Consider the following 26,036-nt stretch of genomic DNA (forward strand, 5'->3'; position numbering starts at 1 on the left):
ATAACACTAATGTTGCATTTAGTGTTCATGAGCATTTCTTAATTTGCTAAATCGTTTTATGGTATATATATTGGGCAAAATTTTTTCAACCTAATATGCGCAAAAGTTTCACTATGATCTAAACACGTCAATAGTAAAAATTAAGGCACGTTATCATTAAAGGTTTAAACTAAAACAAGAGAGACAAACACAGGGACGATTTGTAGTCAACCAACACTGGTGGAGCTAAGCCACGTTTTTAGCTTCCACCGGGGAATCACTTTTCTATCATTTATTCTACAGCATTAGCTGCCATTTATTCACTCTCAATCGTAAACAACAATCTATGAAAAGATTACTGATCTTTTTATGCCTGTTCTTATCTGCATACCAAATGGTATCAGCTCAGGAGAAACGAGGCGTCACGGGTACTGTGAGGGACGCAGAAGGAAATCCCTTGCCCGGCATCACTGTTCTGGAAAAAGGAACTAACAATGGCGCCGTATCAGATGGCGCCGGTAATTTTAAACTACAGGTAAATCCCAATGCCACACTGGTGCTTTCAGGTATCGGCTTTGTAGCGCAGGAGATCCCCGTATCCGGCAAATCCAGCGTGGATGTGCGTATGGCAGTAGACAATAAGAACCTGGGTGAAGTGGTTGTAACTGCGTTGGGTATTAAGCGTGAAAAGAAATCGCTGGGATACGCCCTGCAGGAAGTAAGCGGAGAATCGCTGGCCAATGCCAGGGAAACCAACATTACCAATGCGCTTACCGGTAAAGTGGCTGGTTTGCAGGTGGTACGCTCCAGCAATGGCCCGGCAGGTTCTTCCAAGATCGTGTTACGCGGTTTCAACTCACTAGTCGGCAATAACCAACCGCTGATCGTAGTAGACGGTGTACCAATGGACAACTTTACCGGTGCCACCAACAACGATTACTGGAACCCTTCCAGGGATATGGGTAACGGCTTGTCAGACATTAACCCCGATGATGTGGAGAGTATGTCTGTACTGAAAGGCCCTAGCGCGGCTGCGCTGTACGGTACCCGAGGTGGAAATGGCGTAATACTCATTACTACTAAAAGCGGCAAAAAGCAAAAAGGGCTGGGTATCACTTACTCTTCCCAGATCGGTTATTCTGAGCTCTTTACTACGCCTAAAAAACAAAATTCTTTCGGACAAGGTACTGAGGGAGTGTTTGATGCTAATTCAGAAAATTCCTGGGGCCCCCAGATCAGCGGACAAACTGTAAAGGATTGGTCTGGCAGGGATGTGCAGATGCAGTCATATGACAACCTGGACGCCTACATCAACAAAGGCCTGAACTTTAAGAATACAGTCTCTTTCCAACAGCAGGTGAGTAATGGAACTTCTATTTACTCCTCTGTTACGCATCTGACCGATAAAGGTATTATCCCCGGTAGTAAACTGGAACGTACCAACCTGACAGCCCGCGCCGTATCCCGTTTTGGAAAGGGAGACCGCTGGACTACCGACACCAAGATCCAGTACATTAACTCGAAGGCAACGAATCGCCCGAACGGTGGTAATAACGACGGTAACGTATTTAATACACTATACATGCTTCCTGCAAACCTGAACATCCGGGACTTTAGCGCTGCCACCAGGGAGAACGGAAAAATGCTATGGTATGGTTCCAGCCAGAAAGTAAACCCTTACTGGGCGCGGCAATACGACCTGAATCAGGATGCAAGGGACCGCTTCATAATGAGTGGTTCATTGAAATATGACTTCACCTCCTGGTTGAACGCTGAGGTAAGGGCTGGTGCTGATATGTATACTACTGACTATGAAGCAAAGCGTTATGCCGGCAGCCCATCACCAGCGAATGGCAGCTATACCAGCGGAAAACAAACCTTTAATGAGGTGAACTACAGCGCCTTAATCAATGCAAGGAAGGATAATCTGTTCGGTAAAATAGGTGGGTCAGCTTCTGTGGGAGGCAACCTTATGAGGCAAAAGAGCACCCGCCTGGAAGGGAGTTCCGGTGAGTTGCAGATACCCAATCTCTTCGCCATTAACAACAGCAAAAATAATCCTTCCATCACTGAATCCTATAGCGAAAAAAGGATCAATTCACTGTATGGTACTGTTGGCCTGAACTGGGATGCCTATTGGTTTGTGGATGCAACGTTCCGTAACGACTGGTCTTCTGCACTCGCTTCGGCCAACCGCTCATTCTTCTATCCTTCCGTAAGTACATCACTGATCGTAACAGATATGATAGACCATCTGGGCGGACAGGTTCCATCCTGGATAACCTATGGCAAGATCCGTGCATCTTACGCGCAGGCGGGCAATGATATGGCCCCTTACCAGTTGTACAACACTTTTGACGTAACTAAAGACCCCAACGGCAATACCGTTATTAAAAGAAAAAATACGCTGTACAATGATAATGTAAAGAGCGAGTTGCTCAAATCTACTGAACTTGGTGCTGAAGTTCGCTTCTTTAACAATCGCCTAAGCCTGGATGCTACCTGGTATAAGTCCAATGCTACCAACCAACTGATTATCCTCCCAATGGACCCGCTTAGTGGCTATACGGGGAGAATCATCAATGCCGGTAATGTTGAAAACAAAGGGATTGAGTTAATGTTAAATGCACGAATGCTGGATGATATTAAAGGCTTTTCCTGGGATATGGGTGTGAACTATTCTGCCAACAGGAATACTGTAAAAGAACTGGCGGATGGTATCACCTTATACCCTCTTGGCGGCTTTGATGACGTACAGGTATACGGCTCTGCCGGTGAAAAGTACGGTGAAATATGGGGTACTGCTTACCAACGTGTAGAAGATGCAAACAGCCCCTATTTCGGAAAGATCATTGTAGATGATGCTGGATTACCCCTGTCTACAGGGAATAAAGTAAGACTGGGTAATCAACAGGCAACCGGTCTGCTGGGTGTAACCAATACTTTCTATTATAAGGGCATTTCCCTCGGCTTCCAGGTAGATGCACGTTTCGGCGGACAGATATTCTCCGGTACACTCAACTCCATGCAGAGAAGCGGTACCTGGGAAGGCACTGTTGTGAACGGACAGCGCGGCGAATTTGTAGTAGATGGTGTGAAGTACGATGCCAATTCAAAGACCTACAGCCCGAATACTAGCGCTGTAACTCCCCAGCTTTACTGGGTGAACGCTATCGGCCGCAATAACGTGGGTATAGTAGAAGCCAACCTCTATGATGCATCTAACGTTCGCCTGAGAAATGTGCAGTTAGGCTATTCACTGCCCGCTAAATTACTGGCCCGCACCCCCATTCAGCGCGCCAGCATCGGCTTCTCCTGCAATAACGTATGGATGATATCCAGCCATGCGAAAGGCATCGATCCCGAGTCTGTGTTTGCCACCAATACCAATGCGGTTGGTTTTGAAAATGGAAGCGCACCTACTTTCCGCACCTTCCTGTTTAACTTAAACGTTACTTTCTAATTGCTGAAAAAAGAATCGTATGAAAAGTATCATAAAAAGTGCATGTTTGTTGTTTGCAGGAGCAGTGCTTATGCAATCATGCTCAAAATTCGACGAGCTTGGCACAGACCCGAAGTCTGCAAGTGAAAGCCAGGCAGAAGTAGAATATGCCATCAACGGCTCCATTATTGGCGCACAGATGAACCCTGATGTGGCCGAACGTTCATTCGTATTATACTGGAAAACAGCCGCACGTCAGCACAGGCAAGGTGGCTTATCCAGCGGCGGATATGATGACGGCTGGACAACCGCATACTACAACCAGGTATCCGGCTGGCTGAACGGCGTTAACCTGGCAGTAGAACTGGCGCAAAAGAAAATAGCTAACGGTACTGCACAGCCTCATACCAATAACCTGCTACAGGTAGCCCGTATATGGCGCGCTTACCTGATGAGCGAAGCTTCCGATAACTTCGGCCCTATTCCGATCGAAGCCTTTCAGGGAGTAAACCCGGAATTCTCCAGTGTGAAGGATGTATATTATGCTATCCTGAAAGAGCTGACAGAAGCCGTAGCAGCGCTGGATGTAAATGTTGCCAATCCTAATAATCTGAGCGCTTACGATCCGGCCTTCGGATATGATTACAACAAATGGAAACGTTATGGCAACTCCCTGCGCTTACGCCTCGCCATGCGTTTGTCTGAAGTAGACCCGGCTAAAGCAAAAGCAGAGTTTGAAGCAGCTGCCGCCACCAACCTGCTTATCACTGAAACAGACCATACATTCAAGGTACAGGAGAAAGACGGATGGAGCGACCTCTCAGGCGTAATGAGCCGTGAATGGAATTCACAGTTGCTGTCTGCCACACTCAATAACCTGTATATCGGTTTAGGCGGCATCCGTTCTGCTGACCAGCTGCCTGATTCCCTGCGCCCTTATATCAAGCCGGCTGACTGGCTGGGCCTTAAATTCTCAAACCATATTACTACCCTGACCAACGATCCTGTTGCTGGTTACTGGTTTGATGGTTTGCCGGATTCAATTGACCCACGTGCTTACAAGGCATTCATCATACCCGGTCAGTTCAACAACCCGAATTTCTCCTTCTATCCAAGCTATACCAATGATGCCAGAACCGTTGTACGTAGCATGGACGGATATGGAGATGTAGACGCCACTTTCACCTGGAACGCTGCCACTACCGGCGATTGGGGCGACAAAGGCGCCAAAAACTTCCTGTACAGCTACATTGGCACTAATCCCAGGCTGGGCCAACAGTTCAGGAAAAGCACCAATCAGCGCATCTTTTTTGCTCCCTGGGAGACTTACTTCCTCCTGGCAGAAGCAAGCGTAAGAGGTTGGGCTTCTCCGATGTCCGCTCAGGCAGCCTATGAAGCAGGTATACAAAGCAGCTTTGAATACTGGGGAGTTACCCAATACCTCGGCGCTTATCTTGCTTCCCAGAGCTATAACAGGGCAGGTACCTCTGTATCCTGGTCACATATCACAGAGCCGCCCGCTGCGCATACCATGAAATATAAAGATGCATACAGCAAAGCGGATGGTACAGCTAACATCGTTTATCCGTCCAATACATTGTATAAAGGCGGTAGCGTAAAGAACGACCTGCTGACCAAGATCATTACGCAGAAATTTATTGCGCAAGTGCCCTGGTTACCGCTGGAAGCATGGAACGATCAGCGCAGGCTGGGTCTACCCTTCTACGAGAATCCTGCTATAGAAAGGCCGCTGCCTAACCTGCCGGCTTTGAATAGCAGCAACTATATGACCAGCAATATCGCCTTCTTCCCACAGCGTATCAAATATCCCAGCAGCCTTGCCAACAGCAATCCTGCAGGATATCAACAGGCAGTACAACTGCTTGGCGGTGCAGATGGCGTGCTGACACCTCTGTGGTGGGCAAAGCATTAATGCATAACATCACGTAAATAAAAAAACCGGCTGTATAAGCCGGTTTTTTTATTTATATCTAAAATTATGCTCTACTCTGCTAACTGCGATGTCCTGATAGAGGGCACCAGCTCCGGCGGATATCTTTTATCCAGCAGGCGTTTACCCATCAGGATAAACGGTTTCTCCAATGTTCTGTATAAAACATACCCCAAAGCAAAATTGATCGCAACAAAAAGGGTAAGGGCAACGATAACAGTAGTCATCTTTCCAAGGCCCAGTGCAATAGTAAAATGTAATATTGCCGGCAACAAAAGCATGTGCAGCAGATACAGGGAATAAGAAATATCTGCCCCAAACTTGCCTACTTTCCCGGAGAATATTTTCTTACCCGCTTCAATAGCATTATACATCCAGGCAGGCACCCTTTCCTTTAGCTCATGCGTAAACATAAATATGGTAATCACCAGTGTCACAGCAAAGGAGATGGGCGGGATCACACGCACACTGAGCACCAATATGAAAAGTAAATAATAAGGGCTTAACCGCTTCAGCAGCACCTGCGATAACAACATGCCCACTATAAAATAAAGGAACTTATGTATGATCAGCGAAGGCGCACCAAAAGTAACCAGCCTGCCGGGCTGCGCCCAGTTACCGAATAATTTGTCTGCCGCTATATAGAGAGCCACTGAAGCCAGTATGGTCAGCGGTACTCTTAACTTCGGACGCTTTGTAAAGAAAAGGAAGAGAAACGGGAAGATAATATAGAACTGCATCTCCAGCGACAAGCTCCAGGCTGGCCCTAACAAGCTCACGTTCCGCCCCGGTATAAACCCATGCAGGAAAGTAAGGTGCAGGAAAACATCCCAGAAATCAGGATACTTGGTCGGATCGTAGGTGGTGTCAAAACGAGGTGCATGCCCTGAAAAATATTGATAACTGTCATACAGAAATCCTGTATTGACACTAAAGAGCAGGTAGGAGGCTAATATGGCCAATGAATAAAGCGGGAACAGGCGGAAAAACCTTCTCAGGTAAAATTTATTAACCGTTGATGCCGCACTGGGTAACTCCTTATCTTCCCTTAATGTGTAGTGATACATCATCAGGAAACCGGTGATCACCATAAAGCCATCTACCGCGGGAGTGGCGTCCATAAATGGCCTCATGAAAAAAGGAAGCTGTGCAAAAGAAGCGCCGCCGATATATTTATAAAAATGCCCCAGTGCTACCCATAGTGCCAGGCAAAGTCTTATTCCGTCCAAGAATTTAGTATCGTGCTTCAAGGCTTGCAGGTTTTTTAATTAGATTGGTTTTTGTAAAAGTACATGATTCCCCGAAAAGTTAGAAACAGGTTCAGCGGTCAGTAAATGGCACATACTTTGCAAAAACCAGACCGTTAAAACAGGCACAGGAACATTGCTTTTTTCTCAGATATGTAAACACGTGAACCTAAAATATCATTATACAAAGGCAGTACAGTACCTTTATCGCACTTACTTATTTTAGGAATACTTATCTACTTGTTTTAGGAATAGCAAAAACCGCCAGAATGCGTCAACTTTAATATTACAATAACCTAGCTATAAAAGGAGTAATGGAAAAACCTATTTCAACAAACCAGCCAACATTTGACACCGCTTTCCTTAATGGATTAAGAATACTATTGGCCTTGTGGGTGGCAGTGGGGCACTTTTATTATTATATAGGAGCAGACAAGGTCTTTCCTCTTCCTCTATTAGGCAAGGTGCTTCATCATAATTCTTCCGCCGTTAGCGGGTTTATGATCATCACCGGCTTCCTCATGACCTTCCATTATACCCTGCGTGAAAGAAAAGAGCTGCCCGAGAAAAGGGAAACATTCATCAAATTCTGGCTGAGACGTTTCTTCAGGTTGTATCCCATCTACTTCATCGCTATCATGGTGGCATTTTTCCTGCTACCCGTTACCAGGGATTTCGCTCATGCCAATGTCACTTTCTTTACCGGCGAAACGCCTCACTTCAAGTGGACCTATGATCCTGCGCTGAGCCCAGGCTTTAAAGACCTGTTTTTACACCTCACTTTCCTGCATGGCTTTTTCCCTGTAATTAATGCAAGCATACTGGGACCTGCATGGAGCCTTTCTCCTGAGGTGCAGTTCTATGTTATCTTTCCCTTGCTATACCTGCTATTCTTTTACAGTAAGCGGAGTAATTTTTTAAAGCTGCCCCTGATCGTTTTAATCGCAGGCGCTTTATATATATTATCATACAAACTTTTCGGTGATGCCTCCCTGGTAAGAAAAGCCCGTATAGTTGACCTCGGGCTGCCAACCCTGGTTACTTACCAGCTGATCTACTTTGTAACAGGTATGATCATGGCCAAGGTACTGATCAATAAAGCCGGTTATTTTCACTTATTCTTCTGTTCATTCATCTGTATCTGCCTGAAGGTGGATATTTTCACCATCGGCATATTGGTCACTATCCTGGCCTTTATGTTCAGTGAAGAACTGAAGGATAACATGCCGCGCTGGGCCTATCGCATCCTGATCTTCTTTAAAAAGCTATTAGGTGGCAAGGCCGGTACCATGGGCGCCAACCTATCCTACTCTTTGTATCTCATACATAGCTTCACCCTGCAGATCATCCTTTTCTACGCCACCAAACTGCCCGCAGGCAAACCACTCATTGTACTGATCGCGTTTGTTGCGTTCCTGGTGATCAATTTACTGCTTAGCTATGTGCTCTACCGGTGGGTGGAAGAGCCATTTATCGCCATCGGCAAACGGATCGTAGACAAAAAATATCCTGCCGAAGTGAAGGTGAAATATACGCCTGCTCCTTAATTCACGCTCTTTTAAATATAATAAGGCCGGTGCTACAAATCGTGTAGCGCCGGCCTTATCTGCACCTGGCACTTAGCGCCATGAGCCGTCATATGCCTTCGCAATGATATTACACCAGCCTTCTGGACATTAATTGCACAAATTCTTCCTTTTTCTTGGGGGAGATAGCGATCATGGATTCATCGCTCATGACAGCATAACCACCATCGGTCCTGATCATTTTCTTCACCTCCTTTAAGTTAATGATATGGGAGTTATGTACCCGAAAGAAACCATGCCCGCTAAGCAGCATTTCATATTCTTTCAGGTGCCTGCTTACCATAATTTTGCGATTGTCTTTTATAAAAAACGTAGTGTAAGGGCCGTTAGCTTCAAGGCGCGTTATATTGTTCAGCTGTACAAATTCAATTCCCTCAGCGGTAGATAAGCTAATGGAAAAATCCTCCCCATCAGGGCGCTGCAGGTTCTTTATTAATAATTCCAGCTTGTTATCGGCATCTTTCTGCCTGAGGCTTTCTATGGCAGTAGCTACTGCCTGTTGCAGCTCTTCGAGGTTAATAGGTTTTAACAGGTAGTCAACCGCGCTGAACCTGATCGCTTTTATCGCGTAGTGATCATATGCCGTGGTAAAGATCACGCGGAAATTACGCTGGGCCACCTTTAATAAAACATCGAAGCCTGTGCCCGACTGCATCTCAATATCCATAAAAACAATGTCGGGCAGGTGGGCATTAATGAATGATACGGCTTCTTCTACATTAGCGGCAGTACCGATCACTTCTATCCGCGGACAGAATTCTGCCAGCAGGTTTTTGAGGAAATCCCTGCTGAGCATTTCATCTTCTACGATCAATGCTTTATAGGTCATTTAATTGATTTTGATGGTTCAGGTAAGTTACGAAAATGGTGCGTCAAATAATGGCTGCGGAATATACAGGCAGGCCCGGTTAACCATTTCTTCGTTTATGTCATTGTCTACGGTATGCCGGAGATCGATCTTGCCCACACCCTGGCGGTTAAATAAGCGTATACGCCTGGACAGCACACTTTCTTCCCCGGAACTTATTCCTTTTCTTTTCTCCAGCTGAACTGCACTTTCGCGGCTGATACCGTTATCTGTCACATGCACCCACAGGCCGTCTTGCTGCAGGTTAAAATCAATGCTTATCTTTCCCATCCTGTTATCCTCTATATTTAATACTCCTTTATATAGCGCTTCCTCTACCAGGCTATGTACGATCAGTGGCAGGATCGGCGCCTGCCAGGTATTCTCCGGCAATGTTATCGTATAATCAAACTTGCCCGGGAACCTGGTTTGCTCCAGCCACAAATACTCCTCCAGCAAAGTTGCCTCATCCCTTGAACAGATATAAAGCTCATCACCAAAATGGATGATCTTTCTTAAAAATGTAGAAAACCTGTTAATGTACTGAAGAGATGCCTTTTTATTGTCTGCTGTTATAAAGTACTGTATTGAATTAAGAGAATTGAAAAGAAAATGGGGATTCATGCGGCCCTGCAACACTTTCAGTTTCAGCAACTGGTTCATTTGCTCTATCTGCTCGTTCTGTTTAACGATCAGCTGGTTTCGCTGGGCCAACTGTTGCACCAGCCTTTTCCGGGTAAGATAGCGGCTATAGAATACGGCAGCAAGTAATAAAATCACAATGGCCGCGGCAAGCAGCAGGCGTTGCTCCATTCGTTGCCGTTCCACTATCAATGCCGTGTCTATCAACCGTTGTGTTACAATCTCCCGCTCCTTTGTAAGCAGCTCTATGTCGCTCTTACCAGCGCCCAGTGTATCCTTTGCTGAAATATCGAGAATAATGCCGGCAACCTCTTCGCCAAGATATTTTCTGATAAGTACGGATACCAGCATGCTGGCTTCAGCACTGTTGAAATATTGGTCTATAGGTTCATCCCAATCACTTTTTCTCGGGTAAATGGCGGCAAAACCTTCCCTTCTTACGTCGAACAGGCGTTGCCGCTTTACTTTAATACCACGCTGCAATGCCACTACATAGATGGAGACCGGCACATAGCCAATACCGGATGGATCTGCAGCAATATCCTTCAATACTTCATAATCATTGACCGGGCTATGATTAACCGACAGCGGCGGGTAATACCGTTCTTTCAATGATAGCAGATCCTGCTCCATGGTAGTGCCCTTCATGGTATAGCCCCTCATTGTTCTTAACCTGCTCACCAGCTGTGTGCCTGCGCCAAAAGCAGGCATACCACTGTTAGTTACCAGCACGTTCAGATCCGGCATATAGGGCGGCGAGAACTTTACCTCTTTTTTCCTTTCAGCAGTAATCGAATAATAAGACAAGGCGAACAAGCCACTTGCATCTGAGCGGCTGATCCGCGGATAGATATTCTCAAACCCTTTTGCATCCACCCAATTGATCTTTAGCTGTACGCCATACTGCCGCTCCATAAATCCCCGGAACCCTTCCATCAGCTCATATTCAATTCCAAGAAGATTTCCATCTTTACCACAATAAATAAACGGCTCTATCTCGTCCCATAAAACGGTAATAGTACCCTGTTTTCGCTGTGATACCTGCTTCCAGGAGTCGGTTTCCCCGCCGGATGGAAAAGCTGCCGCTATAGCCATCCCCGGGCCAAGTAACAAAGCGCTTATAATGTTCAGGAACCTCCGCATGCATAGGCTTTGATCTAAGGTCACAAATTTACCATCACCCGGTTCTTTGGCTTAATGAATGGGGCATTTGAGTTAACGGATAAGAACCCTGGTTTTTGTTTAAAAGTCAGGTATCCGTTACTTTTATTAAAACAATTGTCACGCCTATATTCCATACTTGTTCTTATCCTGGCGTCCTGCCTGCAGCTCTCCGCACAGGAACTTTCCTTCCGGCACCTGACTACCTCCGGCGGCTTATTAAGCGACCTGCGGTTGGTACTTACGGAGGACCGGCAAGGCCGTCTCTGGATTGGAAGCGAAGAAGGGATCAATGTATTTGACGGCTATCAGCTGAGCAGCTATAGCGTGCCGGGCACTTCAGGACTTGTCACCAATAATATCATCAACATACACTGCGATACCCAGGGTACTATCTGGATCTATACACCAGCAGGTATTCAGTACAAAAGGGAGAACGACAGCCGCTTTCGCATATTCAGTCCAGGCATAGCAAGCAGGGGCGGCGTGCTGTTTTTTGGCAACAGCCCGGAAGGGCAACTACTGCTCCTTTCGGCAGACCATCTATACCAGGTAGATCGCCAAATGCAGCTAAAGAGGCTCCCGGGACTTTCTCCGCTATTGCGGCAATATGGAATACCCTTAGCCTTTGAGCACTTCCGGAACAACGAATGGCTTATCGGGTTCAGGGACAAGCTCCTGCTGATAGATACCAGGGAACAGCGGCCGTTAAAAGAATTTGCCTACGGAAAATGCTGGACGGCCTGCAAGGTAAATGACAGCACCATCCTGGCAGGAAGTTTCTCAAAAGACACGCTCGCACTTATCAACATCCATTCAGGCGCCACAACATATATCAATAACTGGCCGGTTGATGATGGCAAACCAATAGGCGGATATGCGGGTACCATCCGGCCAGTCGGCGGCAATAAATTTGTGGTGGCCTGCCGCTATTACGGAGTATATATTATCGATCTGGAAAAAAGAAAAGCATATCATCGTACACACACGCCCGGAGATCCGGGCTCTATAAGCTCCACTTATTGCAGAAGCCTGTTTGTTACCCGGAGCGGCACATTGTTCGTGCATTCCCGGGGCCTTTCGTACACGCCGCTATCCAACACCCAGTTCCGGCTTAAAAAGCATCTTATAAACAGCGCCGGCGACAAGTACGATGGTGGCTTTAATACGTTCTGGCAGGACAGCCATAAAAACCTGTGGATCGGTACTAACAGTCATCTTGCCTGCCTGAACAAACAAACGGGCGTCAGTACCTACTATCCCTATTACGATCCGAGCGGCGGCCTGCGAAAATACAAGACCATCCGCAGCATCGTTCCCGACAAACGCAACAGGATATGGGCTGCCACCTTTGGCGGAGGCATGGGCATGCTGCAGGCGAACGGCACTTTTGAACAATACAGGCGAAACGCACAGGATGCAGCACATACGCTCCCAAGCAATGATATACACGCCATTGTTGCAGACATTCATGAAAACTTTATTATCTGCACCCTTGGCGGGTTTGCCTACTTTAACCCCTTGACCAAAAAAATGCAGACATTTTTTGATCACCCAAGGCTGGAGGCAATTGCAGACCGTGTTACGTACTACGCCATGGCAGATAGCAGCGACAACTGGTGGTTGGCACAGGCAGACGGTCTGTATTTCTACAACAGGCAAAAAGATAGCCTGCGGCGGGTTAAGCTACCTATCAGGCATACAGACCGCAGCATCAGGGCACTGGCCCGCGACAGTGCAGGTATGATATATGCCGGCGGAGCTTCAGGCCTGTTCATGATCTCGCCTGGTACCTTCACTGTGCAAAAAGTCATAAACAGCGAGGCCGGTCTGCCGAGCGATAATGTAATGGACCTGTTATGTGATCAGGCAGGCAAGGTCTGGATCCTGGGAAATATCGGCTTGTCCCGCTATGATCCATTAAGCGGGCTACTGGAAAGTTTCGATGCACGGGACGGGCTTGAACAGAGCAATCATGGTCAGTGCAATTTTCATATGGCGCCTGATGGAGAAATATTCGCCGGCAGCGCAGCCGGCTTCAATCATTTTTATCCCCGGGAAATAAACAGCAGAGCAACACCTTTACCGGTGTTCATTACTTCACTTGGACTTAGAGATACTACAATCAGCACACTTCAAAGAGCCGCCTACCAGTTGGAACATCGCCAGAACAACCTATCCATCTCTTACCTGGCCGTTGATTTCCAGCTGGGCCCATCCGTACAATACCGGTATAAACTCAGCGCTTTTGATTCCGCTTATGTTTACGCCGGGCAACAAAGAACCGCCCGGTATACAAACCTGAAACCGGGTAACTACTCGTTCACAGCAGAAGCGTCTATCAACGGGAAGGACTGGTATGCCGCACAGCACCCTGTCAGCATAACGATCCGCAAAGCCTTCTGGGCCACCTGGTGGTTCAGGTCACTGGCGATATCATTGTTCCTCCTGCTCGTTTATCTGCTTTACAGATTCAGGATCTGGCAGATCAATAAAGAAGCCCGCTTAAGGACCGACTATGAAATTAAACTGAATGAACTGGAAAACAGTGCGCTCCGCACACAAATGAACCCTCATTTTATTTTCAACTCGCTCAATACGATCAATTCTTTTGTTAACAGTAATAACAGAGCGCAGTCTAACCAATACATCAGCAAATTTTCGAAGCTCATCCGGTTGATACTTGACCATTCCCGCCAGAAGAAAATCACATTGAGAGATGAACTGGAAGTGGCAATGTTATATATACAGCTGGAACAGATCCGTTTCGAGCACCGTTTTCAATTCGACATCCACGTAAACGGTGCAGATCCTGACATTACAGAGGTGCCTCCCCTGATCATTCAGCCTTTTGTGGAAAACGCCATTCTGCATGGCCTGCTTCCCAAAAAACAAGCAGGCAAACTGAAAGTAGAGATCATAAAATATCCATCCTGCATTCAATGCATCATTGAGGATAATGGCATTGGACGAGCTGCCGCCCGCCATATAAAGGAGAGTTCAGGCTACCACCGCCAGTCGCATGGTATGGAGATCACTATCAAGCGGATCGCATTGTTTAATAAAGAGAACGGTTTGTCTGCTGCTATCACGATCACTGACCTGCAGAACGAAAACGGGCAGGCTACCGGCACAAGGGTGGAGATCCCCCTGGCCTATACTGAATGCTTCTAATAGAAAAGGCCGCCCACCCCGAAAAATATTCTCCCGGTTCATTCGTCTACCTCTATAGTACTACTATTATTCACTTTAAAAGAGTAGACCATGAACTACAATCAGTCATGCGCCGCAAAAGGCAACTACGGAAACAGGGGAAAGCACCTGTTTATCCGCTCAATGGAAAGAGCCGCTGTAAACATTTACAGAACGGACACCAGCTACGAAATGCTGGTATTTGCCCCGGGCCGCATCCGGGAACATTTCAATGTGGAAGTAAAGGGTAATGAGCTCGTCGTTTCCTACATTCCTCCCGAAGGCTTTCCCCGCCCTGAATGGGTCAGGCGCGAGTATAGCCGCGGAGGTTTTGTAAGAACCTTTACCCTGAATGAATCCATTGATGCAGCCAATATTGCTGCAAAGTATGTGGATGGCGTACTGCAGGTAAGCCTGCCGCTTATTCCGGGTAAGGAAGCTGCACAACATACCATCACAATTGGTTAGGCAGCTGTTCTGATCGTATCTGTCATGGCCTGGGAACGCGGTTCTCAGGCCATGTTTATTTTAGCGGAATTTCGTATTTTGTATAGGTCAACTCACCATTTTTTTCCGCCACAAGATACGTTCATGAAAAATTACCTCCTCTTACCGTTTATGTTTTTGTTTGCCCTTACGCAGGCACAAACAAAACTTACTGTTGCCGACTGGCAATCCGACCTGCGCTTTCTGCAGCAAACCATTCATAAAGATTACCCCTTCCTGTTCCATAAAATAACCGCCGCTCAGTTTGATGCGGAAGCAGATAAGCTGTACGCGGCCATGCCCACCATGCAGGAGCATGAACGTATCGCAGGACTGGTTCGTATGGTAGCCTTACTGAAATACGGGCATACTGCCCTCCGCTGGCGGGAGTCTCCGTCGAAATATCATTCTGCTCCTGTTAACTTCTACTGGTTCAGTGATGGTATTTATGTAGAAGGAGTAAGTAAGCACTATTCATCCATACTAGGCGCCAAACTGGTCAAGGTGGAGGGCGTTCCGGTAATGCAGGCCCTGGAAGCGGTTAAGCCCCTGGTGTCTGCCGAGAACGACCAGTTTTTCAAAGCATACGGGCTTGATTACCTCGGTAACCCTGAAGCCTTACATGCCCAGCGTGTAACCAAAACACTGAAAAAAGACCTTACCTATACTTTTGAGAAAGACGGCAAATCATTTGAACAAACAGTGGCCACGCTGGATACATTCGCACCGCCACGGGACTACGGGTTTATATCTGGTAAAAAAGATTGGTTAACGGTGCGTGATACCAGCGCTACACCTTATTACCTCAAAAACCTGGATAAGATCTATTACTTTGAATACCTGCCTGCCACTAAAACAGTATATGTGCGGCATAGCCAGATACAGGATGATCCGCAGGAAGCCATCCCTGCTTTCTATAAGCGGCTTTTTGAATTCATAGACAAAAATGATGTGGAACGCCTGGTGCTGGATGTACGTCTTAACGGCGGCGGTAACAATACTAAGAACAAGCCTATCATCACCGGCATCATAGAAACCAAAAAGATCAATCAACCTGGAAAATTCTTTGTGATCATTGGCCGGCGCACTTTTTCTGCCTGCCAGAACCTGGTGAATGAGCTCAGTAATTACACCAACGCATTATTTGTGGGAGAGCCTACCGGCGAAAATCTCAACTTTTATGGCGACAACCACCGGGTAGAGCTGCCTAAGACAAAAACACCCGTTTACCTGTCGTTTGCCTGGTGGCAGGATAAAGATCCCTGGGATAATGGCCCCTGGCTGGCGCCACAGCTGGCGGTAGATATGAGCTTTAACGATTACAAGACCAATAAAGATCCTATGCTGGACGCCTGTCTTAGTTTCTCGGACAAGGAAGCTATTATAGATCCAATGGCACACCTGCGGGACTTATTCATGGCCGGTAAAAAGGATCAGCTGGAAGCAGACGCTAAAAAAATGACAAAAGACCCAAGATACCGCTACCTGGACCTGGAAGGCCAGTTTAACCAGGCCGGCTATCATCTCATCAATGCCAATCAGCTGGATAATGCCATCTGGGTGTTCGAATTAAATACCCGTCTCTACCCCGCTTCCGCCAATACGTGGGACAGCCTTGCAGAAGCTTATCAGAAGGCTAATCAAACAGACAAAGCACTGGAATACTATAACAAGGCCATCAGCCTGGATCCCAACAGCCTTGCCGGAGAACATGCAAAAAAAGCTATAGAACAAATAAAAGCAGGAAACTAAAGCTCCTTAAGCGTTGAAATGATTGAAAGCGGCACTTGTTTCTTCAATCAAAGATTGCATCAGCTGCTTAGCGCTGCGGTGTTTGAGCACCGGTGCAATCTGTCCGCCCCAGAAAAGTATCATATCCCATTTCTTTTGTTCCAACGCAGCCTTTCTGAGTGAAGACATGAAGGTGGTTTGTAAAGGGAAAGGCAGGATTTGTTTTTCTTTCGCTACCAGGTCCCGGGCGATCCTGCTGCTGAGGCCACGCCCCAGCCGTCCTGTAAATGCCCTGGACAATGTTGTGTACTTAGCGGCATCAGAGAATAACATTTGCTTATGAACAGGCAGCGCGTTCGATTCATCCGTGGCCAGGAATGCGGTGCCTACCTGGACGGCTTCTGCCCCTAGCGTTAAGGCTGCCGTTATCCCTCTTCCACTTGCGATGCCCCCTGCGGCAATGACCGGGGTCTTTACTTTTTCTTTGATCAGCTGTAACAGCACAAAGGTTCCTGTGGTAGACGCTTCGGCAGGCGCCAGGAATGAGGGCCGGTGACCACCTGCTTCAAAGCCGGAGGCAATGATCAGGTCTACCCCGATATTTTCAAGGGCTATGGCTTCGTCCAGCGTAGTAGCGGCGCCAACGGTGGTGATCCCAAGCCTGCGCAGCTGGTCCATCACATCATCAGGCAGCAGTCCAAACATAAAGCTGAAAACTTTAGGTTTGATGTCCAATACCACCTGCAGCTGATCCCCGAACCTGGACTTAAAGGGAGCAGGTTGCTCAGGCGCCGGTATGCCCAGCTCGTCAAAGTATGGCTGGAAGGTTTTCCGGGCCAGCTCATACTGCTCATCACTCACCATACCATCCCGGGCGTCGGTATCAGATACCCAGAGGTTCAGGTTGTAAGGCTTATTTGTAGCCGCTTTGATCTGTTTATCCACGTCATAGATTTCCTGCGGGCTTAAAGTGTAGGCCCCATAGCCGCCCAGCCCTCCGGCATTGGATACCGTGGAAACCAGTTCAACTGAAGAAAGACCGCCTCCAAAAGGCCCCTGCAGGATGGGGTAATCGATGCCTAATAATGCCGTTGCTCTTGTATTATACCACATGATTGCAATATTTTATACGTTCGTATCCGTGATCATTTTATTAACAATGCGCCACTGACCATTTATTTTGTGAAAAGACAGGAACTCATGGTAGAGGAAATCATACATCTTCACCCTTACCTCGGCTACGCCAATAGAATTCACTACCCTGATATTCAAAATTTCACCTTTAAAAGGCTTACCTGAGTCGCGGGGGGGCTGGCGATTCTTTACGCCGTCCAGGTATTGGTCAAGTGTTTTAGCATACGGCACTCCCTTTACATCTCCGAAAAGCAGGATACCCGGCTGGTAGATCTTATCCAGCGCATGAAGGTCGCCTTCATAGATGCCCTTGAAGTAATAGTCCTCTAATGCCTGTGAGATTGCTAAAGAATCTTGTTGTTGCGTTTCCATATTGGAAGGTTTTAAGGGCTGACCAAAGTAAAGCAGTTTCGTACTATTTTAACAGTCTTCTCCTTGCTCTCTCTATGCTTTCTCCATGCTTTCTCTATGCTTTCACTATGCTTCGGGCACTTATGGTAAAATAGTATCACTACTCAACTTTTCTGGCCAGCCCGTTATTTTAATTAATTGAGATGATGTCCTGCTCCCGCACCGCCATCTACATTGATGATGGCGCCTGTTATAAAGTTACTCTTCGCAACCGTATATGCCATCTGCACAATATCTTCAATCTCCCCCACCCTGTTTACCAGGTGAAGACCGGCCAGTTTATCCACTTCATCACCATGCATAGGTGTACGGATAGTTCCGGGAGCAATGGTGTTCACGCGGATGTTCTGCTTACCGAACTCGGCGGCCAGCTGCAAGGTTAGTGAATGAATAGCCCCTTTGCTGGACATCGGCGCAGTAATAGGCACGCCACCCAGGGCATGGCTTACCAGCGGAGTACCAATATTGATCACTACCCCGTCATGTTGTTTCAGCATTTGCGGGATAACAGCCTGGGTGGTAAAATAGGTACCCTTCAGGTTAGTATCCAGGAAACGGTCCAGGTAAGATTCGTTCACTTCCAGGAAAGGTTTGGTCTCAAAGATACCTGCATTGTTTACCAGCACGTCCACAGCACCGAACTTTCCAATGGCTGTAGCCACCAATTGCTCGCCGGTATGCTTATCGCTCACATCGCCGGCCACCATGGCCAGGTTAGGTCCGGCTCCCAGTTCCTGGTATGTTTGCTCGAGCTTTTCCGGGGTGGTGGAATTGATCACCACATTGTCTCCCTTTTCAAGAAAGTATTGTGCTATTCCCTTACCAATCCCCGAAGATGCACCAGTTACTATGATAGTTTGCTTTTTCATATGTAGTTCGTTTTTACTTTTATTTTTTATCAGCGGTGATTCCCTGTTCGCGTAAAACAGACACCTGGTCGCCTGCATATCCCCAGTCATCCAGCGCTATTTCCTGTATGACAACATGGGTAAGGTGGGGATCTTTATTCAGCACATTGGTGATCACATCTGTCACCCCTTTTATCAGTTGCTGTTTTTGTTCGCGGGTGACGCCTTCGCGGGTCACTTCAATTTTTACGTATGGCATTGTGGTAGTTTTTATGCCAGAGACGGCTCAGCGGCTGCTTTGGCGGTGATGGTTACGTTCAGATCAAAATCATTGTAGATAAGGGTGTCTCCCAGGTCTTTAAAGAAATTGCCTGAGCGGAATTTGATACCGTATTTCGTACGGTCTATTACGATCTTACCGGAGGCGCTAAGGGTGTCGCCGGCAAGGCTCACATTGGCATCGAAACCAACAGGATGCGTAATGCCCTTGATGGTCAGATCTCCTTCAACGTGGTTATCATGTACCCTGCTGATCTCAAATGTGGCTTCGGGGTAGCGGTCAATAGCAAAGAAATCGTCTGATGCCAGGTGCCCTGCAAACTGTGCGTTTGTAGCGGGGTCTGTTACGTCCAGGATCTTAATGGAGGTGGTATCGATCACGAAGCTGCCGCCTGCCAGTTTGCCTTCATCCAGTGTAAGAGAACCTTCTTTAATGGCGATCGTGCCATCATGTGCACCGGTTACTTTCCGGCCAACCCAGTCAATATTGCTCTGGGAAACTACGATGTTAAATTGTTGCTTTTTCATATCCTTTGGTGTTTTTATTGTTAATAATTACAACACAAAGGACGGACAGAATCCCGGGGTGATTACGTGACCTAGATCACTTTTTGGTGTGGGCGTTATACAAACGGCTCAGGGTCTCTCTTGAAACGCCCAGGTAGGCGGCAATCAGGTGTTTAGGCACCAGCTCGTATAACTGGGGATAAAGCTTCATCAATTCTTCATAACGCGTTTTAGTATCATTGTTCATCAGGGACAACAGTCTTCTTTGTGAAGCTACATAGCCCCTGTTGGTGCGCCAGCGGAAAAAATGCTCTACCTGGTGTATCTCACTGCAAAGCTTTTCACGATCGGCACTACTCAGGCTCAGCACATCGGCATCGGTAATACAGTCTACATTGATAGTGGCCCTGGTTTGAGAATACAGCGCGTTGTAGTCAGAGGTCCACCAGGTTGGCATGGCAAACTGCAGGATGTGCATTTTAACCTCGTCATTAATGTAGAATGATTTAAGACAACCGGCAAGCACAAAGTATTCACAATCTACCTTGTCTCCTTCCCTGATCACCACCTGGCCCTTTTTGAAAGAATGTGGCTGGAAATGGGAGAAGAAATAGTCAAACTCCTCATCACTTAAGGCGGCGGTTTTGGCAATATGCTCTTTTAAGATTGCGTTTGGTTCCATCGTCTCCAAAATTAAAAAATTATAGCCGGCAAAAATACCGGCTATAATATACTGCGCTACCAGGTGTAAAGGACCAAAACTTAGTTCCATCCACCTCCCAGTGCCTGGTAGATATTCACCATGGCATTCATCTGTGCTTTTTTCGTTTCGATCAGCTCAAATTTTGACTCCAGCGCGTCACGTTGGGTCAGCAGTACTTCCATATAGTCAGCCCTTGCAGATTTGAAAAGGTCGTTTGAAATGGTGATTGACAGGACCAGTGCATCCACTTCTTTTGTTTTCAGATCATAGCTCTTCTGCAGGTTAGTGATCTTTGACAGTTGATTGGCCACTTCAATATAAGCGTTCAGGATAGTACGCTCATAGTTGTAAACGGCCTGGATCTGCTTGGCATTAGCGCTGTAGTAGGTAGCTTTGATCGCATTTTTATTGACCAATGGCGCAACCAGGTCTCCTGCTACGGAATACAGCATAGACTCGGGTGTTCTCAGCAGGTAGGACGGATTAAATGCGTTGTAGCCAAAAGCCGCAGAAATACCTAAAGACGGGTAGAATTGGGCCTTGGCCACCTTAATGTCCAGGCGGGCTGCCGCCAGGTCCAGCTCGGCCTGTTTAATATCAGGACGGTTGCCTAATAACTGCGACGGAATACCTGCGTGAATGGATGCAGGCACTGCGCTGCTGAAAGCCTGGGCATTCCTTTGAATGGGCTGCGGATACCTGCCCACCAGGAAATTGATCTTATTCTCCGTTTCGGTGATCTGTTGCTGAATGTTGAACTGAAGGCTTTTTGTATTGAGCACTTCTGCTTCAAACTTCTTAACCGCCAGTTCGGTAACGCGGGCGGCGTCTTTCTGCGCTTTCACTATTTCCAGGGCATTGGTCTGGATCTCAATGTTCTGCCTGACGATATCCAGCTGGTTGTCGAGGGCCAGCAGCTCATAATAAGAATTGGCGATTTCAGCGATCAGGTTGGTCACCAGGAAATTCCGTCCTTCTACGGTAGACAGGTACCGGGTAACTGCTGCTTTCTTGGCATTGTGCAGTTTATTCCAGATATCCACTTCCCAGTTGGCATACACCCCTACCAGGAAGTCTGGCAAGGGGTCCGGCATTTCTTTTCCCGGTTTGATCTCGGTAGTAGCGTCGCCGGCGCCCTGGCTGGTATACCTGCCAACCTTTTCAAGACCGGCAGCCCCTTTTACACCAACAAAGGGCAGGTACTCTCCTTTCCGGGCCCTTACCTCATTCCTCGCGATCTCTATTTCCTGTAAAGTGATGTTCAGCTCCTGGTTGTTCTTTAAGGCCGTATCGATCAGCGCTGCCAAGTAAGGATCCGTAAAATATTCCCTCCACTTCACCGTTGCCGTATTGGCGCTGTCCTGCGAGCTATTATAGCTCGCAGGCACCGTTTTGTTCTCTGTTTTTTCTACCAGCGCTGGCACTTTACACGCCGCATAGATAAAGGGGATGCAGGCGAGCCCCATGTATTTATATATACTTCTTCTAAACATTGTGATCAATTTCTTCAGTTAACGGATTTTCGTCTTCATCTCTAATGAGCTTCCGTTTTGCTGCGATGACGCCGAACAGGTAGTACAGACCGGGAATGATGATCACCCCGAAAATGGTACCGATCAACATACCCCCGGCAGAGGCAGCACCAATAGTACGGTTACCAATGGCGCCGGGGCCTGTAGCAAAGACCAGGGGAACCAGGCCGGCGATAAACGCAAGTGAAGTCATTAATATCGGGCGGAAACGCGTTTTGGCGCCTTCGATAGCCGCCTCGAGCACCGTGGCGCCAGAGCGGTGTTTCTGAACAGCAAATTCCACGATCAGCACGGCGTTCTTACCCAGCAAACCAACCAGCATTACCAGTCCCACCTGGGCATAGATGTCGTTTGAAAGGCCCATGACCTTCACCAGCAGGAATGCGCCGAAAACGCCCGCAGGCAAAGAAAGGATCACCGCCAGCGGCAGCAGGAAACTTTCGTACTGCGCAGCCAGGATGAGGTAAACAAACGCAAGCACAACCAGGAAAATGTAGAGTGCTTCATTGCCACGGCCTACTTCATCTTTTGAAAGGCCTTCCCAGTCTATACCATATCCCCGCGGCAATGTTTTTGCAGCTACTTCCTCGATTGCCCTGATCGCTTCACCGCTACTGTAACCGGCTGCAGGCTCGCCCCTGATGGCCGATGAGGTGTACATATTATACCTGGTGATCTCGTTCAGGCCGTGCGTCTTTCTGATAGACATGAAAGCTGAATAAGGCACCATCTCATCACGGTTGTTTTTCACATACAGCTTCATAAGGTCGTCCGGCAGCGCCCTGTATTCAGGAGCAGCCTGTACGAATACCTTGGAGAAGGTACCGAACCTGATAAAGCCCAGCTCGTAGGTACTTCCTATTAAAATGGAAAGGTTATCCATCGCCTTACCAATGGACACGCCTTTCTGCATCGCAGCCTGGTTGTCTATCACCAGCTCATACTGGGGGTAATTGGCGCTGAAGAAGGTGAATAAACCGGTCAGCTCCTTACGTTTACCCAATGCCTCCATGAAATCGTCATTCACCTTTTCCAGCTCTCTGTAATCATCGTTGTTCGTTTTATCGAGAAGACGCAATGCAAAACCACCTGCGGCGCCGTATCCTGGTACTGCCGGTGGCCCGAAGAATTCTATGGTGGCGCCGGGAACGTCGTGGCATTTCTCTTCCAGCTCACGGATGATCTCCGTCACTGAATGTTTACGCGCCGACCAATCCTTCAGGTTGATCAGACAGGTGCCTGCGTTAGATCCGCGTCCTTCCGTCAATACCTCATAGCCCGCCAATGCAGAAACAGATTGAACACCGTCTACACGCAGCGCAATTTCCTGCACCCTCTTGGCGATCTCATTGGTTCTTTCCAGCGTAGACCCCGGAGGCGTTTGCACGATAGCATAGATCATACCCTGGTCCTCATTCGGAATAAAGCCGGAAGGCAGGGTGTTGCTAAGGCCGAAGATCCCGAAACAAAAGGCCAGCAACAGGACGAAGGTGACCAATCTGCGGTTCACGATCACTTCCAGCAAGCGGGTATATCTTCCCGTTAGTTTCTCAAATCCCCTGTTAAAGGCGTCGATGAATTTATCTACGGGTGATTTTTTCCGCGGCTTTCCATGATTATTCTTCAATATGATCGCGCAAAGCACGGGTGTAAGCGTCAAGGCTACTACACCGGACAATACGATAGCTGTAGCCATGGTAATGGAGAACTGGCGGTAGAAGATACCCACGGGGCCTGACATAAATGCCACAGGAATAAACACCGCTGTCATTACAAAGGTGATCGCCACGATTGCACCCGCGATCTCATGCAACACCTGCCTGGTAGCCTGGTAAGGCGATAGGTGCTTTTCCTCCATTTTCGCGTGCACAGCCTCTATCACCACAATGGCATTATCCACCACTATACCGATGGCCAGTACTAGTGCGAACAACGTAATAAGGTTGATCGTAAGGCCAAAAAGCTGCATGAAGAAAAAAGAGCCTACCAGGGATACGGGAACGGCCAGTGTTGGAATAAGGGTAGAGCGCCAGTCGCCCAGGAACAGGAACACCACTATGGCCACCAGCACAAAGGCTTCTCCCAGTGTATGGAGTACTTTCTCAATAGAGGCATTCAGGAAAGCAGAAACGTCATAACTGATCTCGTATTCCATTCCCGGAGGAAAGGAAGCCTTGAGCTCCTCCAGTTTGGCTTTCACCTCCTTAATAACCTGGCTGGCGTTACTGCCATACGTTTGTTTCAGCATGATAGCTGCTGAAGGGTGATTATTCAGGTTACAATAAATATCGTAAAATTCGCTTCCCAGCTCAACATCCGCTATATCTTTCAGGCGAAGGAGCTCACCGTTCGCATTAGCGCGGATAATAACATCTTTGTACTGTTGCGGTTGATTATACCTTCCCTGGTACGTCAACACATATTCCAGCGATTGTGATTCTTTACCGTCGGCTCTTCCCAGCCTGCCGGGTGAACCAATGATGCTCTGGCTGCCCAGCGCCTCCATCACTTCATCTGTTGATACATTGTATGCCCGCATCCGGTCAGGTTTCAGCCACACACGCATCGCATATTGACGGCTACCCAGGATCTGGGCGTTACCGATGCCCTTCACCCTTTTCAGCTCATTCAATATGTTAACGTTCGAATAGTTGTAAAGGAACTTCTCATTTGCCTGAGGATCCTTACTGTAAACATTCACATACATCAGCATGTTGGGCTGCAGGATGTTCACCACTATACCTTCGCGTTGCACCAGTACAGGCAGCCTGTTGGTTACCTGTTCGATACGGTTCTTAACGTTTACTACCGCCTGGTTAGGATCGGTTCCCAGGTCGAAAACCACCTGGATATTTGCTTCACCGGCGCTGGTCGCGTCTGAAGTCATGTACTTCATACCCGGCACGCCGTTTACGGCCCTTTCCATTGGAATGAGCACAGATTGCACCAGTACATCAGCGCTGGCCCCCGGGTAGGCTACACTCACTATTACCCTCGGCGGCGCAATAGAAGGGAATTGCGATGTGGGAAGGGTATTAATAGCCAGTATGCCCATGAAGACAATGACAACAGATATCACTATCGCGAAGACCGGCCGCTTCATGAATATATTAAACATGTTCTTTCCTTTTTTAGTCTTTATTTTATTCGGTTTCCACCTTTAAATGCGCGAGTACCGACCTGGGCTCTTCATAATCAAATGTGATCTTATCATTGTCTTTTACTTTACGCAGGCCCTCCAGCAGGATCTTCTCATTTTCATTCAACCCGCTTTTGACCACGTATATATCCGGCATCTCCACATCAATGGTAATAGGCCTCAGCTTCACTACGTTGTCTTTATTCACTACATATACATACTTCTTGTCCATGATCTCCATGGTGGCTTTCTGCGGGATCACGATGGCATTCTTCAATTGTGCATCCATCAGTATGCTGCCTGTTTCTCCGTGCCTTAAAAGTTTTTCCGGGTTCGGGAAGGTTGCCCTGAATGCGATGTTGCCGGTTTCATTGTCAAACTCACCTTCAATGGTTTCTACCACGCCGGGCTGTTTGAACAGCTCCTTGTTGGCCATCAGCAGGTTCACTTTCGGCTTGCCCTGGTTTTTCACCGTGGCTTCATAGTTCAGGTATTCCGGCTCTGAAACGTTAAAATATACCCACATGTGGCTGTTATCAGACAGGGTGGTGAGCAGGTCGCCTTCGCCTACAAGGCTTCCCAGCTTTAAATGCAGGTGGTCAATGATACCATCAAAGGGAGCCCTGATCTCTGTAAAAGCCAGGTGAGCTTTAGCCAGCGCTAATTCAGCCTTTGCCTTTTCATACCTGGCATTGGCCATCGCCAGTTCATTTTTGGATACCACGTTGCGGTCTGCAAGGGCTTTGGTGTTCTGTAATTCTATTTCGGCAGTTTTGGCTTCCGCTTCTGCTTTGTTTGCCTCAGCCTCGTAAATGGTGGGCATGATCTTAAACATGAGTTGTCCGGCCTTTACAAACTGGCCTTCATCAACATAAATGCCCTGCAAATAGCCTTTTTCCTGCGCCCTCACTTCAATGTTGCGGATAGAGCGGATCTGGCACACATACTGTTTCGTGTATGCGGTGTCCATTTTCATTGCGCTGGTAACGAGAAATTTAGTGGAAGCTTCTTTTTCTTCCTCTTTTTGTTTACAGCCTGTGTGGCACAACAAAGCCCACGAGCCAGCAAGCATGAGAATTCTTTTCATGATATATTATGTGTTCTTGATTCGGATTCAGGTAATTCTTTCCTGCGGGGACATGACATAGGGAGCCGCTGTAGCGCACAGCGCTATGCAGGAAGAACTGTAAAAAATGTTGGTGAAGAGATCAGGCGAATA

At 47.5% G+C, this 26,036-nt stretch carries 18 protein-coding genes; 6 read left to right on the top strand and 12 right to left on the bottom strand.

Annotated features, from left to right (window positions below; all coding sequences use genetic code 11):
- The first annotated feature begins 325 nt into the window (after positions 1 to 325).
- Complete coding sequence (locus ACR9Y8_RS13200) at positions 326 to 3,442, top strand: SusC/RagA family TonB-linked outer membrane protein (protein ID WP_481213719.1); 3,117 nt, start codon at positions 326 to 328, stop codon at positions 3,440 to 3,442.
- Between the two features lie 19 nt (positions 3,443 to 3,461).
- Positions 3,462 to 5,354 (top strand): SusD/RagB family nutrient-binding outer membrane lipoprotein, encoded by a 1,893-nt coding sequence (locus ACR9Y8_RS13205; RefSeq protein ID WP_481213720.1) that lies wholly within the window; start codon positions 3,462 to 3,464, stop codon positions 5,352 to 5,354.
- Between the two features lie 71 nt (positions 5,355 to 5,425).
- Here the strand turns inward: ACR9Y8_RS13205 and ACR9Y8_RS13210 are convergent, their stop codons facing one another.
- The gene (locus ACR9Y8_RS13210) at positions 5,426 to 6,622 is read right to left on the bottom strand and encodes an acyltransferase family protein (RefSeq protein WP_481213721.1); all 1,197 of its coding nucleotides are present in this window, start codon (positions 6,620 to 6,622) and stop codon (positions 5,426 to 5,428) included.
- 311 nt (positions 6,623 to 6,933) lie between these two features.
- Between ACR9Y8_RS13210 and ACR9Y8_RS13215 the strand changes: the two genes are divergently transcribed.
- Positions 6,934 to 8,166: an acyltransferase family protein gene (locus tag ACR9Y8_RS13215; protein ID WP_481213722.1), complete on the top strand. Its 1,233-nt coding sequence runs from the start codon at positions 6,934 to 6,936 to the stop codon at positions 8,164 to 8,166.
- A gap of 109 nt (positions 8,167 to 8,275) precedes the next feature.
- Here the strand turns inward: ACR9Y8_RS13215 and ACR9Y8_RS13220 are convergent, their stop codons facing one another.
- On the bottom strand, positions 8,276 to 9,034 hold the full coding sequence (locus ACR9Y8_RS13220; protein ID WP_481213723.1) for a LytR/AlgR family response regulator transcription factor: 759 nt from the start codon (positions 9,032 to 9,034) through the stop codon (positions 8,276 to 8,278).
- Positions 9,035 to 9,061: 27 nt separating this feature from the next.
- On the bottom strand, positions 9,062 to 10,837 hold the full coding sequence (locus ACR9Y8_RS13225) for a histidine kinase (RefSeq protein WP_481213724.1): 1,776 nt from the start codon (positions 10,835 to 10,837) through the stop codon (positions 9,062 to 9,064).
- A 135-nt stretch (positions 10,838 to 10,972) separates the two neighbouring features.
- On the opposite strand from ACR9Y8_RS13225, the gene ACR9Y8_RS13230 reads away from it, so the two are divergent.
- The 3 genes from ACR9Y8_RS13230 (at position 10,973) to ACR9Y8_RS13240 (ending at position 16,285) form a co-directional block, all read left to right on the top strand.
- Entirely contained in the window at positions 10,973 to 14,029 is a 3,057-nt protein-coding gene (locus ACR9Y8_RS13230) for a sensor histidine kinase (protein WP_481213725.1), read from the top strand.
- Positions 14,030 to 14,119: 90 nt separating this feature from the next.
- Positions 14,120 to 14,515 (top strand): Hsp20/alpha crystallin family protein, encoded by a 396-nt coding sequence (locus ACR9Y8_RS13235; RefSeq protein WP_481213726.1) that lies wholly within the window; start codon positions 14,120 to 14,122, stop codon positions 14,513 to 14,515.
- Between the two features lie 123 nt (positions 14,516 to 14,638).
- The gene (locus tag ACR9Y8_RS13240) at positions 14,639 to 16,285 is read left to right on the top strand and encodes a tetratricopeptide repeat protein (protein ID WP_481213727.1); all 1,647 of its coding nucleotides are present in this window, start codon (positions 14,639 to 14,641) and stop codon (positions 16,283 to 16,285) included.
- A gap of 6 nt (positions 16,286 to 16,291) precedes the next feature.
- Here ACR9Y8_RS13240 and ACR9Y8_RS13245 read toward each other — a convergent pair whose 3' ends face one another.
- From ACR9Y8_RS13245 to ACR9Y8_RS13285, 9 genes are all read right to left on the bottom strand, one after another.
- Positions 16,292 to 17,377: an NAD(P)H-dependent flavin oxidoreductase gene (locus tag ACR9Y8_RS13245; protein ID WP_481213728.1), complete on the bottom strand. Its 1,086-nt coding sequence runs from the start codon at positions 17,375 to 17,377 to the stop codon at positions 16,292 to 16,294.
- Positions 17,378 to 17,389: 12 nt separating this feature from the next.
- Positions 17,390 to 17,770 carry a nuclear transport factor 2 family protein gene (locus ACR9Y8_RS13250; RefSeq protein WP_481213729.1) on the bottom strand — a complete coding sequence of 127 codons (381 nt, stop codon included), beginning with the start codon at positions 17,768 to 17,770 and terminating at the stop codon, positions 17,390 to 17,392.
- 173 nt (positions 17,771 to 17,943) lie between these two features.
- A complete protein-coding gene (locus tag ACR9Y8_RS13255) occupies positions 17,944 to 18,678 on the bottom strand; it encodes an SDR family NAD(P)-dependent oxidoreductase (RefSeq protein ID WP_481213730.1) in 735 nt (244 codons plus the stop codon).
- 19 nt (positions 18,679 to 18,697) lie between these two features.
- Complete coding sequence (locus ACR9Y8_RS13260) at positions 18,698 to 18,916, bottom strand: tautomerase family protein (RefSeq protein ID WP_481213731.1); 219 nt, start codon at positions 18,914 to 18,916, stop codon at positions 18,698 to 18,700.
- A gap of 11 nt (positions 18,917 to 18,927) precedes the next feature.
- Entirely contained in the window at positions 18,928 to 19,464 is a 537-nt protein-coding gene (locus tag ACR9Y8_RS13265) for a YceI family protein (RefSeq protein ID WP_481213732.1), read from the bottom strand.
- A gap of 76 nt (positions 19,465 to 19,540) precedes the next feature.
- Positions 19,541 to 20,125, bottom strand: a complete 585-nt coding sequence (locus ACR9Y8_RS13270) for a Crp/Fnr family transcriptional regulator (protein WP_481213733.1) — start codon at positions 20,123 to 20,125, stop codon at positions 19,541 to 19,543.
- An 80-nt stretch (positions 20,126 to 20,205) separates the two neighbouring features.
- On the bottom strand, positions 20,206 to 21,639 hold the full coding sequence (locus ACR9Y8_RS13275; RefSeq protein ID WP_481213734.1) for a TolC family protein: 1,434 nt from the start codon (positions 21,637 to 21,639) through the stop codon (positions 20,206 to 20,208).
- On the bottom strand, positions 21,632 to 24,796 hold the full coding sequence (locus ACR9Y8_RS13280) for an efflux RND transporter permease subunit (protein WP_481213735.1): 3,165 nt from the start codon (positions 24,794 to 24,796) through the stop codon (positions 21,632 to 21,634). Before ACR9Y8_RS13280 ends, ACR9Y8_RS13275 begins: the two co-directional genes overlap by 8 nt.
- A gap of 25 nt (positions 24,797 to 24,821) precedes the next feature.
- Positions 24,822 to 25,904 (bottom strand): efflux RND transporter periplasmic adaptor subunit, encoded by a 1,083-nt coding sequence (locus ACR9Y8_RS13285; RefSeq protein ID WP_481213736.1) that lies wholly within the window; start codon positions 25,902 to 25,904, stop codon positions 24,822 to 24,824.
- Between the last annotated feature and the right edge of the window lie 132 nt (positions 25,905 to 26,036).

This window comes from Chitinophaga sp. SVR4-12A, from assembly GCF_056754765.1.